The 13,843-nt window shown below is 40.4% G+C and carries 8 protein-coding genes; 6 read left to right on the forward strand and 2 right to left on the reverse strand.

Going from position 1 to position 13,843, the window contains the following annotated elements:
• Positions 1-2 precede the first annotated feature (2 nt).
• Entirely contained in the window at positions 3-1,643 is a 1,641-nt protein-coding gene (locus AB9N12_RS11960) for a pectate lyase (RefSeq protein WP_369892279.1), read from the reverse strand.
• Between the two features lie 294 nt (positions 1,644-1,937).
• On the opposite strand from AB9N12_RS11960, the gene AB9N12_RS11965 reads away from it, so the two are divergent.
• From AB9N12_RS11965 to AB9N12_RS11990, 6 genes are all read left to right on the forward strand, one after another.
• Positions 1,938-5,159, forward strand: a complete 3,222-nt coding sequence (locus AB9N12_RS11965) for a SusC/RagA family TonB-linked outer membrane protein (protein ID WP_369892280.1) — start codon at positions 1,938-1,940, stop codon at positions 5,157-5,159.
• A 26-nt stretch (positions 5,160-5,185) separates the two neighbouring features.
• Complete coding sequence (locus AB9N12_RS11970; RefSeq protein WP_369892281.1) at positions 5,186-7,183, forward strand: RagB/SusD family nutrient uptake outer membrane protein; 1,998 nt, start codon at positions 5,186-5,188, stop codon at positions 7,181-7,183.
• 30 nt (positions 7,184-7,213) lie between these two features.
• Positions 7,214-7,648 (forward strand): hypothetical protein, encoded by a 435-nt coding sequence (locus AB9N12_RS11975; RefSeq protein ID WP_369892282.1) that lies wholly within the window; start codon positions 7,214-7,216, stop codon positions 7,646-7,648.
• Positions 7,649-7,729: 81 nt separating this feature from the next.
• A complete protein-coding gene (locus AB9N12_RS11980) occupies positions 7,730-8,881 on the forward strand; it encodes an IS4 family transposase (protein ID WP_369888970.1) in 1,152 nt (383 codons plus the stop codon).
• A gap of 81 nt (positions 8,882-8,962) precedes the next feature.
• On the forward strand, positions 8,963-10,171 hold the full coding sequence (locus AB9N12_RS11985; protein WP_369892283.1) for a DUF5123 domain-containing protein: 1,209 nt from the start codon (positions 8,963-8,965) through the stop codon (positions 10,169-10,171).
• 210 nt (positions 10,172-10,381) lie between these two features.
• The gene (locus AB9N12_RS11990) at positions 10,382-11,740 is read left to right on the forward strand and encodes a transposase (RefSeq protein WP_369892284.1); all 1,359 of its coding nucleotides are present in this window, start codon (positions 10,382-10,384) and stop codon (positions 11,738-11,740) included.
• Between the two features lie 333 nt (positions 11,741-12,073).
• Here AB9N12_RS11990 and AB9N12_RS11995 read toward each other — a convergent pair whose 3' ends face one another.
• Positions 12,074-13,729, reverse strand: a complete 1,656-nt coding sequence (locus AB9N12_RS11995) for an IS1182 family transposase (protein ID WP_369892285.1) — start codon at positions 13,727-13,729, stop codon at positions 12,074-12,076.
• Positions 13,730-13,843 lie beyond the last annotated feature (114 nt).

The raw sequence follows: 13,843 nt of genomic DNA on the forward strand, positions 1-13,843 counted from the left end.
ATCTATTGTACCCCTCCTTTATTCTGTCCTTCAACAATCTTCTGAACCAAACTATTCATATACATTTCCAAATTCGTATATTTCCCTTCTTCATCTATCGTTATACCATTTCGGTCAGAAGCATCATTCGGATTCAAGCCATACTTTCTTTCCCATTCGTCAGGCATGCCATCATTATCAGAATCCTTCAGAACAATGCCTTGTTCCAGTTCAGGCCATGCTGAAGATTCTCCAACAGAAATCACATCATCCTGACTATCAATGATACCTTTCTTTGGATACCCCACACTTTTCCAATCAATTCCGCCAACAGTTCCCTGACCATTATGCTCGTTCTTGCCCTGATAGTTCGCAGTCCCGGTACGAGTCTCCTGAACAATACGTTCATCCACTTTGTCTCTGTTCAATGAACAACCCACATAATCCATTACACGTTCAAAAGCCGTGCGAGCATCATGAGTTGTTACAATACCTGTTTCTACAGGAACAGCCCGTTTAAGAGCTTTCTTTGTATCTTCATCCAACGTTCCATACTTTTTATCAAACTGATTATAAACCCCATACTTCCAATTATCCTCCGTTGCCTTCATACAACGGTCATAATCAGCTTCACCGTTGATTCGTCCATCATCCACCACATTTCCCTGAATAAAGAAATCTCCCCAAGTATCAAAAATAGCCGGATATGATTTCTTATCCGAGTCACTCACTTTTTTATCAATAGCTATAATACGTCCACGCTTTGAAGTACCGGTAGGAGTAGCAGGACCGGGTTTATAGAAATTATTTACAATATTTACATGCATGGCTTCTCCCCCATAGCAAGAGTTCCCACACCAGTTATAAATAACGTTATTGCACATATCTACAATTTCATTCTCCTTTGTCGAATTGACTCCAGGACCTAAACGAGGATTACGGCTATCATGATGCGCCAATAGATTATGATGAAAAGAAGCTTTCATTCCTCCCCAAATGCCGCCATAGCCATGAGGCCCTTTCGTATGACCACCTAAACGTAGACTTTCAGAAATGAGACACCACTGCAATGTAAAGTTTTCATTTTGATAGAAAGAAACACATTCATCGGTACACCAACTCATGGAACAATGATCAATTATTATATTTTTATGATACCGGCCACCCAAAGCATCTGCTCCATCTGCACTTACCTCTTTTTTATTTCCCATTCGGAAACGCAGAAAACGGACAATTACATTATCTGCCTCCAGAAAGACCGGATAACCGGCTAAGCAAATGCCATCCCCCGGAGCTGTCTGACCTGCAATGGTTAAATCTCCATTTTTAATTTTTAAATCACTATTTAAGTGAATAGTTCCTGATACTTGGAAAACAATCGTACGCTTTCCGCTTAATTTCTCAATGCCATAACGTAACGTTCCGTTTTGCAACTTGTCTTCCAATGAAGTAACCATATACACCTCACCACCACGTCCTCCGGTCGTGTAGCGTCCATGTCCTTCCGCCCCCGGAAAAGCAGGTATCTTCTCATCCGGAGTTTCTTCAACCTTGTCAGGCTGTTTAGAAGTCTCATTAGCATCAACACTGTCAGAACATGCCATACCTCCCCAAACGAACAAAATGGCTAAACACCATCTACTTAAAATTATATCCATTTTCATACATTATTAGATTAATGGGAGCAAAAATAGGTAGGAAAAAGAATAATCATGTTCAAATTTTGTTTTTCTAAGCCATTGAAATCAACCCAACAAGGCATTTCAAGCTAACATGTGGATTTTTTGTTTCAAAACCATCCTACTAAAACATTTACCTGCAAGCAAAAAACAAAAAATACTAAGTGAAAAACAAATATTGCACATGGCTATATTCACATTTATCTACTTTTGTACCGAGAAATCAACTCTAAATGTGAGTTCGAAATCAATAACCATTAATTAATAAACATGCAAAGAATGTCTAACAAAGTGAAAAACATGCGCAACTGGCTGCTAATGCTATTTGCAGCGATATCGCTTGGCGTATCAGCGCAAACAATTACCGTCAAAGGTAATGTGAAAGACACAACAGGGGAACCGATCATCGGAGCTTCTATTGTTGAAAAAGGCAATACCACCAATGGTACAATTACCGATTTAGAGGGTAACTATTCTATTAAAGTTCCTTCCAAAGCAACCCTTACGATTTCTTATATTGGAATGAAGACGCAGGACATTGCTATAAAAGGACAAACTCAAATTAATGTCACCCTCTCCGATGACACACAAGCACTGGATGAGGTAGTAGTAATTGGTTATGGTACCGTTGCTAAAAAGGACTTGACAGGCTCAGTGTCTTCCGTTAGTGCCAAACAGATTGCCGCCATTCCGGTATCTTCTGCATCAGAAGCCTTACAAGGGAAAATGGCCGGTGTATCTATCACAACGACAGAAGGTTCTCCTGATGCTGACATTAAAATCCGCGTACGTGGTGGCGGCTCTCTATCCCAAGACAATTCACCGCTTTATATTGTAGACGGATTTCCCGTATCAAGTATCTCAGATATTGCCCCAACGGATATTCAATCAGTGGATGTATTGAAAGACGCTTCTTCTACAGCGATTTATGGTGCCCGCGGTGCAAATGGTGTCATCATCATTACTACTAAATCCGGGCAGGAAGGTAAAATTCAGGTAAACTTGGGGGCTTCATTCGGTGTTCGTAAAGTGACCAAAATGGTAGATGTGCTCAATCCGTACGAGTTCGTAATGTGGCAACAAGAATTAGATCAGGAAGGTATGAAATATGGTATCTTCGATGATCTGGACATTTACAAATCCACGAAAGGGATCGACTATCAAGATGAAATCTTTGGTCGTACAGGAAATCAACAGCAATACAATGTGAGTGTGAGTGGAGGTAATAAAGACACTAAATTCAGTGTTAGTTATGCTCATAACGAAGAAAAAAGCATCATGCTTGGTTCGGGGTTCTCAAAAGAAAATATTAATGCCAAACTTAATACCAATATCAACAAATGGTTAACAATGGACTTTAATGCCCGTTTTAGTTACCAAACAATTGATGGTATCAGCGGTGGAGCAGATGCAAACGAATCGAGTGCAGCTAATTCACTGATATCACGTTCCGTCATCTACAAACCGGTAGAGGAAATCAATACAACAAGTTCAGATAGCGATGATGATGAGAATGTGAATAATGCGCAATATAATCCATTGGAACGTTTGAATGCAACTTACAAAAAACAAACTCGATTGCAACAAAACTATAACGTAGGACTTAACTGGAAACCAATCAAAGGATTAACATTCAGAAGTGAGTTTGGTTATGGATGGAGATATAACCATACTGACCAAGTATGGGGAGTGGAAGCTACCAGTAATTCAAAATACGGTTATTACGGACAACCACAGGCTCTGCTAAATAAGATCGTTCATAAAAACTGGCGTAATGCTAACACAGTAACATATAATACTAAGTTCTTGAATAACACCCACAAATTAAATGTTATGCTAGGACATGAGGTTTCAAGCGGTTACGACCATGAGACTATCAACACCTCCGTTGCCTTCTCCAAATATATGACTATTAATGACGTTCTTTCCGGTATGAGTAACGGAACGGCATTGCCTACCTCTACTTATATAGGTTTTAAAGATAATCTATTATCGTTCTTCGGACGTGTTAATTATACGATACAAGACAAGTATCTAATGACTTTCACAATGCGTGCTGATGGTTCCAGCAAATTCTCGAAAGGAAACCAATGGGGGTATTTCCCATCATTAGCTTTAGCATGGAGAATATCTGACGAAGCATGGATGGAAAGAAGCAAAGAATGGCTATCAAACCTGAAACTTCGTTTAAGTGTAGGTACAGCTGGTAATAACCGTATTAAATCAGGTGCCATCAATTCAACTTTCTCATTAGCAGAAACAAGTGATAAAAACATTTATTTCAATGAAACAAGTGCTGTTGTTTTACAACATGCTTCCAATCTTTCTAATCCTGACCTAAAATGGGAAACAACACTTACCCGTAACTTTGGTATTGACTTCGGATTCTGGAATAACCGTTTATCCGGTAGCATTGATGCATACTGGAACACAACTAAAGACTTGTTGATGAATGCAACAATACCTTCAAGCACTGGTTTTTCCACTCAATATAAGAATTTTGGACAGACATCGAATAAAGGTATAGAATTAGCATTAGACGCAGTCATAGTAGACACTAAAGACTTTGGCTTAAATGCCAACTTCAATATTTCTTATAATAGAGCCAAAATTGATAAGTTAGCCGGAGGACAAACCTGGCAAAGTAGTAACTGGGGAGGCAAACCTGCCGGACAAAACGACTTCTTCATTGAAGAAGGAGGACGTCTGGGAGAAGTATACGGATATGAATTGGACGGCTTCTATACTACTGACGATTTTTCATGGAACGGCAGCAAGTGGGTACTTAACGAAAACCTCCCTGATCCAACAGAATTGATTAAATATAACAATTTTGGTCCGGGTGCACTAAAGCTGAAAGCTGATGAAGATGGCAAATTTACGAAGAAACGCTTAGGAAATACAGTTCCAACTGTTACTGGTGGTTTCGGTATAAACATGCGTTACAAGAACTTTGATTTATCAGCCTTCTTCAATTACTCTCTTGGTAACAAGATTGTTAATGCAACCAAGTTAGGTTCAAGTTACTATAATGATACTAAAAAAGGATGGAACTTAAATGATAACTTTACGTTGGCTAAACGTTATTCTTGGATTGACCCTTCAACAGGAGAAAATATGCTAAGAAGCTCATATATCAAGAACAATGGACTTGATTATACTATTAACCGCTTAAATGAAGTAAACGCTGGAGCTTCCATATACAACCCGGGCTCAATTACAGAAATGCCATTGCTTGACTGGGCAGTAGAAGATGGTTCTTTCCTCCGTGTCAACAACATTTCAATCGGATATACACTACCAAAAGCTTTTGTGAACAAAATATTTATGCAAAACATACGTATCTACGTAACCGGTTACAACTTGTATTGTTTCACAAAATACTCAGGAGCAGATCCGGAAGTAGATACACGTCGCAGTACTCCAATGACTCCGGGCGTAGATTATTCTGCATATCCCAAAAGCCGCTCATTTGTAGGGGGGATCAATGTTACATTCTAACCCATAAATAGAAAGGAAATACATATATGAAAACTTATATAAAATCAATGTTATTAGGAACCGGATTGTTGAGCTTGCTTTCATGCAGTGACTTTCTCGACCAATCTTCCCCTTCAGAGTTGAAAGGAGAAAATGTTTTTAACTCTGTCGTATATACAGAACAGGCGTTAAACAAAATATATGCCGATTTGACATACGACCACACTTATGGTTCTCGTATTCCTATCAATTTCGGTAATAATACGGATATTGAACTGGCAAATGCAACCAAGCAGTCTGAGGTTCATCAAAATTCAGAAAGAGGATTAGGAAATTACTATCTAAGCAAAGGATGGAATAAACTGGATACAAACTGGGAAAGATGTTTTGCTATTATTGAAAATGCCAATATCGTTATTGACGGTATTCGTAATAGTGACTTGTTGGCAGAAGGAACTACCACCCGTAAACCAATGCTCCGTTATTTAGGAGAAGCATTAACGATGCGTGCAATGGTATATTATGATATAGTTAAAAATTACGGAGATGTTCCGATGCGTTTTGAGCCGACCCAACCTGATGGTTCTAACACGTATGCAGCAAAAACAGACCGTGATATTATTTTAGATCGTCTGTTAGATGATTTGGATGAAGCAGCCAATTACCTTCCTTGGGCTGGTGAAGACGGATACACAACAGAGCATGCCACTGCAGGTTTTGCACATGGGTTATTTGCACGTATTGCTTTATCACGCGCCGGATATAGCATCCGCGAACAAGCAAAAACAGGTTATAGAAATCATCCGACTTGCAGTGACGAACAATTCCCTACTCAACGTCCATCGGAAACAGAAGTTCAAAAATTACACGAACGCGCATTAGCACATTTGGATATTGTAGTTAGCAAACAGGTTCATAAATTAAACCCATCTTTTGAGAACCAATGGGATTTGATCAACAAGCGAACACTGGATACTAAATATTACGAAAATCTATATGAGGTAGCTCACGGATTAGGGAGATCCGGTGAAATGGGCTATAGTACCGGAGTTCGTATTAATGGTGCCAGCAACAAATATGGAGCAAAAGGTAATAGCAGTGGTAATATCAGACTTACAGCTTCTTATATTTTATCTTTTGATGATAACGACAGCCGTAGAGATATTACATGTGCTTACTATGAATTAAAACAAACAACGATAGATAATAAAGCTGTTATAAAAGAGACATTGCTTTCCAATGCTCCTTTCAGTGCTTACGTAGCCAAATGGGATATTCGTAAAATGGACGATGCAATCATCTCTTTGGCACAAAATACAGACCAGAAATGGGCTCCAGGCATTAACTGGGTAGTCATGCGTTATTCTGATATTTTATTGATGTATGCTGAAATTATGTATAACTTGTATGGGTTAGAAAGTAGCAACCCCAATGGTACCACTACCAAAACTGCACTTGAAGCTTTGACAGAAGTACATATTCGTGCCTTTGACACTGCTTCCCAGAACGCAGCTAAAACAGCAATTGAAGCATCTGCCCGAAATAATTTTATGGAAACACTTGATCAAGAGCGTGCATGGGAGTTTGCAGGTGAATGTGTTCGTAAATATGACCTGATACGTTGGGGAACACTTTCTGAAAAGCTGGCTCAATTCAGAACAGACTATAAAGCGATGATTGAGACTGCTCCTAAATTTATCTTCTACAAAATGAAGGCAGATGATCCGTATTCAATTGATATGAATAGCATCACTTGGCGTACCGAACAAATTCCCAACGAACTTAGAAACCTTGAAGATCCTGATAAAGTGAAGGAAGCTGCAAAGGCTGCAGGTTATGAATATGTTATCGGTTGGGGAACCAACTACGAATGGGAAAAAGGAGTACCAGATACTAGTAAAACAACCAATGATTTAAATCTTGAGTATGTAGATGATATTAGCAGCGGTTTAAATGCTACAATCAAAAATAGACATCTATTACCGATAGGATCCAAAACAATTTCAGATGCTAACGGATACATAGATAACTCCTATAATTTTTAATCATTATGAACATCATTCAATATTGATCTCATGAACATGAATTTTATTAAATCAACAAGATATACGGTTTCATCAGGACTTTTTATAGTCCTGACCGTACTGCTTTCATCGTGTGAGAAAGCAAATGATTGGGAAACAGATAGCGCGTATAATCGTCTGTTCCGTAGCACAAAACTGGCAGTCAGCCCCAGTATCAACGATGCTGAAGTTATTTGGAATAATACAATCAATACAGATTATTATATCATTGAAGTGAATACTTCTGAACTTACGTCTGAAGATTATCAGGAAGGGTCTGTTATTTTCGGAGAGGATAAAAGTATAAAAAGTTCTCCATACACCATTGAAGGACTGGATGCAAATACCAGTTACTATATTCGCATTCGTTCGTGCTCTGAAATAGCATCACCTTCCAAATGGGTATATCCGGAAAATACAAGTTTTAAGCAATATTGTCCTAAATAAATTGGGAGAACAAATAAAAAGGAAGTAGAACTAAGGTAAAATGACTACCTTAGTAGCGAGCCACCAACTCATCTACTTCCTATGGCAAATATAACACTTTTCGCACAGGTAATATCACATCTCCCGAAAGAAAATATCAGGAAAATCATAAAATCTTCGGGGTCAGACAAGCATTGTAAGGGCTACAATACATGGAGTCAGTTTGTTAGCATGATTTTCAGCCAATTCTCAGGATGTGATTCAGTCAGAGATATCTCAAACGGGCTGAAATCAGCCACCGGCAACCTCAATCATTTGGGAATCAACCGTGCACCATCCAAGTCAACGGTAGCATATCAGAACGCCAACCGAGACAGTTCGGTTTTTCGCGGCATATTCTACTCGTTGTTTCAGTATTTCGGACAGCAAGCCCTATGGCAACGAAGAAAGTTCCGTTTCAAGATGCCGATAAAACTGCTCGACTCCACATTGGTGTCATTGACTCTGTCAATATATGACTGGGCACATTACACTACCACCAAGGGGGCGGTCAAGATGCACACGCTATTGGACTATGACAGTCTTTTGCCGGAGTTCGTGAATATCACCGATGGCAAAACCACCGACAACAAAGCTGCTTTTGATATTGAGTTACATCCGTATAGTATTGTAGTAGCCGACCGAGGCTACTGTGACTACTCATTGCTGAATAATTGGGACAGCAGCAACGTGTTCTTTGTAGTGCGTCATAAAGACAATATCCGGTACAAAGCCATAGAGGAGTTGCCTTTGCCTGAAAAACACGCTCAGAATGTACTTATTGACGAAATAATCGAGTTCGAACTCTCGGCGGCCAAATCCAAATATCCCAAACGTTTACGTCGCATCGCAGTATGGAACGATGAACACGGTTTTGAAATTGAGTTACTCACAAACAACTTCACATTGGCAGCATCAAGCATAGCGGCTCTGTACAAGGCTCGGTGGAACATAGAAATCTTCTTTCGCAACCTCAAGCAACTGCTACGCATCAAGAGCTTTATCGGCACATCCCGCAATGCCGTAGAGACCCAAATATGGACTGCTATGACTACAATGCTGATTCTGACATGGCTAAAGCACATCGCAAGATACAAATGGGCATTGGCTAACCTTGTGGTCACGCTCCGGCTGAACACATTTACCAAAATCGACCTCCAAAAATGGCTTGATCAACCATTTACACCACCTCCCGAAACCATCGAAAACGATTAGGGGGGATTGATTTTGAACTCTCGAGGCTATACTTAACAGTATAGTCAGTTAGCTCATGCTCAAAATTTATTTAGGACAATATTGAGTTTTAAGACCAAAACAGAACAGTTAATTGAGGACATCTCTACCATCACCGGTTCGACTGCCATTATCACATGGAAAAAGAATCAAAGCGTAACTCACTTCTTACTGACGAACACAGAGACTTCAGCAGTAACAAACATTCCAATTACTTCGGAAATGAACACAAAAGGCAGTTATCAACTTACAGATCTGATAGCTTCTACTGCATACACTATCGGTATATACAATACTGTTAACGGTGAGGAGATATTGAGAGGTGAGAAATCATTCCAAACTACAGAAAATTTCCCAGAAGGCTACACACCTGTATATCTTACAGCTACTGATGATCCCAATGAGTTACTTGCAACACAAAGCGGAAATGTTGTTCTAGTTGTACCGCATTCCACAGCAATCACATTCAGTAAAACTATCATTGTTCCTGAAGCTATTACATCAATAGTATTCTGGGGAGCAAGTGGAGGAGCAGAACAAGCTACAATGACAACTAAGCCTATTTTAACTTTAGGCAATAAAGATGTGGTGCGTTTCTATAATTTAAATGTAAATGCACAAGGGGAATATTTCTTTAATCTTCAGAAAAGTGTAGAAATGACAGAGGATATAGCAACCAGCATCAACACTTTATTAATAGAAAATTGTACAATAAACGACTCTAAATCAGTAGTAAGAGCCAAAGAAGGCATTAGTATCAAAATTAATAAAGTCAGTGTAAGTAACTCTATTATCAACGGTTGTAAAGGAGATATGTTTGCTTATAAAGAATCAACAGTTGCCCAAATTCCTGTCACTGAAATAACTAACAGTACTTTGATTAAACCACAAGGACGTATCTTCTACGCAGGAAGTAATGCAGCTTCTTTCTCTATTGATCGTTGTACGATGTATGGTTGGGGTGGCTCAAAGGCAATGTTAGAATTAGGAGACAAAAACGCTCAAGGAATGTCTTTAGCCATCAAAAATACAATTCTGGCCGATGGTGGAAGCAATAGAAAAGCTCACAATGCAAATGCAGCTGCTAATCTTAGTCTGACTATTGAAAAAGTTTACGGCACCAATGACATGACATTCCATAGTACTCTTAGTGACGTAACCAAATATGACAAATCATCTGCGGAAGTATTCGAAAATCCGGAAGAAGGAAACTTCAAAATCATAGATGCTCTATTCCCAAGCGGCATTGGTGATCCTCGCTGGACGGAATAAGGAGATAATGGAATGTTTGAAAAGACATGCTAAAAATGAAGAGGCTGTCTAACTGATCTCAGTAATTAGGGACATTCATTAAATATTATAAAATGAGCCAACTAATTCATACACAAATTATTGCGAATTAGTTGGCTTTTTAGTATCTTTAGGTATTCCCCCGAAAACAAGGTTTGACGGCCCAAACGGGGGAAATTCCCCAACTAAGATATGGCTAAGATACAAAAAATTTCAGAAATCCACCCAACTTTGGGCTTTACAGAATTTGATATTCTGGAAAAATGCCGCAAGAGTTTTCATGAGAGTGAGCTTGGCAGGCTTCATTCGGTCTTTCCATTTGATCGTATGGCAAAAGCCGCAGGCCTGTCTGAACAACGTTTGGGCCGCAGGAACATATTCAGTCCTTCCGCAAAGATCGCCCTTATGGTCCTGAAGGCATACACCGGATTCTCCGACAGGAAACTGGTGGAACATCTGAACGGGAACATACACTACCAGATGTTCTGTGGCATCATGATCCCCCCGTCCCTTCCCATAACCAACTTCAAGATAGTCAGTGCCATCCGTAATGAGATAGCATCCCGCCTTGACATTGATTCCTTCCAGGAGATCCTGGCTTCACACTGGAAACCTTATCTTGATAACCTTCACGTCTGCATGACCGATGCCACATGCTATGAGAGCCACATGCGTTTTCCTACGGACATGAAACTCCTTTGGGAAAGCATCGAATGGCTCTACAGTCATATATGCCGGCATTGCAGGGATCTGGGCATAAGGCGTCCGCGCAACAAATACAGGAATGTGGCGGAATCCTATCTGTCCTACTGCAAGAAAAGAAAGAGGAGAGCTTCAAGGGCAAGAATGCTTAAGCGCCGTATGATCAAGCTTCTTGAAAAGCTCCTCAGTCAAAGGGATGGGCTCCATAGCGAGTACGGTGCTTTACTCCGATATACGCAGGATTACCATAAGCGTCTTTCCATCATCAGAAAGGTGCTTGTACAGGAAAAGGAAATGTTTGAAGGGCGAAAAGTCAGTGACCGCATCATCAGCATCGACCGTCATTATGTACGTCCCATCGTCAGAGGCAAGGAAACCAAGTCCGTCGAGTTCGGTGCAAAGGTCAATAATATACAGATAGACGGCATATCGTTCATCGAACACCTCTCGTTCAAGGCTTTCAATGAGGGGATACGCTTGAAGGACTGTATCCGTATGCAGCAGAAGCTGATGAATGTAAGGGTAAGATGTGTGGCTGCCGATTCCATATATGCCAATAATGCCAACAGAAAGTTCTGTACTAAATATGGGATATCCACATCCTTTGTGCGCAAGGGAAGGGCGGGCAAAGATGAGCCTTTGAGGAAGGTGCTTAGAAGCGAACTCTCAAAAGAAAGGGCCACACGGCTTGAAGGAAGCTTCGGCACTCAAAAGCAACATTACTCGCTCGCAAGGATAAAGGCAAGGAACAAGAAGACGGAAATCCTGTGGATTTTCTTCGGAATACATACAGCAAATGCCATACTGATGATTGACAAGATCAGGAACAGAACGGGGAAAGCTGCATGATATGAGTTTACTGAAAGAATCAGAAGAGGTCAGAAGACTTCTTCCGGAACTTCATGTATTGTCAGATAAGAGTATATGAGAATATACAGAAAAATGACAATAATAATGGCATATGAAGTGATTATACTCTATCATCTTCATATGCCATGGTATTTGGGGGGAACATTTACTGAATATTCCGTCATAATGCCTGAATATAAAGATTTACCCCTGCCACAGATAGCGATAGCAGGGGTAATTTCTTCAAAAAGGGAATTTTGATACAGAAGGTGTGTCGTAATGAACGATACGTCTTCTTTTTTTCATCACCTATAAAGAATCAGTAAACCTTCTTCAAGCTGCGCTCTTTTGAAGATTTGTTTGATAAATGTGCTCCCCCCATCTGAAAAGAGCGGGTACAAGTTTATAAAACAGTTTAATCATCCAGTCTATACCTTCTTTTCTCATTTTTGCACACATCTTTTTTATATTGAAGGCAATGGCCAAGAATGCGAAGTCCATAAAGACCTTCTCCTTTCCAAAATGGCGGAAGCGTTTGTAGTTCATATTATATTTTATTTGCCCGAACACAGCTTCCGGTTCTATACATCTTTGCCCTCTGTGTTTCAGTCCTTCTTCGGAACATAGTAATTCTTTGGCTTTCTGCCTGTATTTCCTGAGTCTGTGATTCAGTTCTATTGTCCTGTTTCCCTTTGCCTTAAAACATAGACATCTCAACGGACACCCTTCACATCTGACGGCTCTGTAGCTGGCATTTTCGCTTACATATCCGGATGCAGTTTTCACATGCCCGGTTCCTGTCCTCCGCATCTTTTGTCCCATGGGGCAGATGCAATAGTCATGTTCTTCATTGTAATAGAAGTTTTCGGCCTTGAACGGATTCGGTTTGAATCCGGGTCGCTGTTCCATGTGGAAGTAGTTGTATTTGACGTAGGCTTCCATATCGTTTTCAGACATGAAACGGTAATTTTCCTCAGAACCATATCCGGAGTCGGCAACCACCATATGGGCCAATCTGTCGTATCTGCCTGAAAAGGATTGCAGGAAAGGTATCATGGTCAGTGTATCCGTAGGATTGGAGAAAAGAGCGAAGTCGGTAATGAATTGGTTCTCGGTACCGATCTGAAGGTTGTAGCCGGGTTTTGTCTGCCCGTTACGCATGGCGTCCTCCTTCATCCTCATAAAAGTGGCATCCTTGTCTGTCTTGGAATAGGAGTTGCGAGCTTGCAGATTTTCCAGATGACCGTCGTATTCCTGCAGTTTATCTCTGTGTTCTTCCAGCTCCTTGAGCTGTTTGCGTTTCTTTTTCAGTGCAGTCTTTTCCTCTTTCGTGCAAGGATCGGGAGCCTGTGCAAGTGCATTACGTAATTCTCCCGCCATTTCGGTCAGCATAGTCGGAGTAAACTCTATCCCCTCATTGGTCTCTGATGATTTCTCCTGAGCGATGAACTCGTCTATCTGACCTAATAGTACATGTATTTTCTTCATCAGGCGTTCACGGTTCCGTTCGACCGTTTTTCTCCAGACGAAAGTGTACTTGTTTGCCTTGGATTCGATTTTTGTACCGTCAATGTATTCCACATTCAGGCTGATGAAACCTTTGGAAGAAAGCAGAAGTACGGTTTGGGTAAACACCTCGTTGATTTCCTTCTTCACCCGGTTGCGGAATCGGTTGATGGTAATGAAATCCGGTTTCTCGTATCCGGCCAGCCATATATAATGGATATCACGATGGAGTAGCTTTTCTATTTTCCGGCAGGAGTAGATGTTGTTCATGTAGGCATACAGAATAACCTTGAGCATCATTCGGGGATGGTAAGCACTACGGCCGCATTCCTTGTATAACTTTCTGAAACCTTCAAGATTCAGGCTTTCAACCAGAACGTCAACCATGCGAACCGGATCGTTTTCTGCAATATCCTCATCGATTCTCCCAGGAAAAAGCACTGTTTGGTTGGGAATGTAAGGACGAAAATGTATCTTTGTCATAGTGTAAATTTTATGCTTAAAGATACAAAATCTTTAGGTAATAACAAAGCCCCTGCTTGTGAAAGTCGGGGCTTTGGGCAAAAAAAGAAGGTGCGCATTTTGACACACCTTCAA

Source organism: Bacteroides sp. AN502(2024) (assembly GCF_041227145.1).
Lineage (GTDB): Bacteria > Bacteroidota > Bacteroidia > Bacteroidales > Bacteroidaceae > Bacteroides.

What these genes read in the sequence shown, in the direction of transcription:
- AB9N12_RS11975 (WP_369892282.1), top strand. Translation starts at nt 7,214, where the DNA reads ATGAACATGAATTTTATTAAATCAACAAGATATACGGTTTCATCAGGA.
- AB9N12_RS11990 (WP_369892284.1), top strand. Translation starts at nt 10,382, where the DNA reads ATGGCTAAGATACAAAAAATTTCAGAAATCCACCCAACTTTGGGCTTT.
- AB9N12_RS11965 (WP_369892280.1), top strand. Translation starts at nt 1,938, where the DNA reads ATGTCTAACAAAGTGAAAAACATGCGCAACTGGCTGCTAATGCTATTT.
- AB9N12_RS11970 (WP_369892281.1), top strand. Translation starts at nt 5,186, where the DNA reads ATGAAAACTTATATAAAATCAATGTTATTAGGAACCGGATTGTTGAGC.
- AB9N12_RS11995 (WP_369892285.1), bottom strand. Translation starts at nt 13,729, where the DNA reads ATGACAAAGATACATTTTCGTCCTTACATTCCCAACCAAACAGTGCTT.
- AB9N12_RS11960 (WP_369892279.1), bottom strand. Translation starts at nt 1,643, where the DNA reads ATGAAAATGGATATAATTTTAAGTAGATGGTGTTTAGCCATTTTGTTC.
- AB9N12_RS11980 (WP_369888970.1), top strand. Translation starts at nt 7,730, where the DNA reads ATGGCAAATATAACACTTTTCGCACAGGTAATATCACATCTCCCGAAA.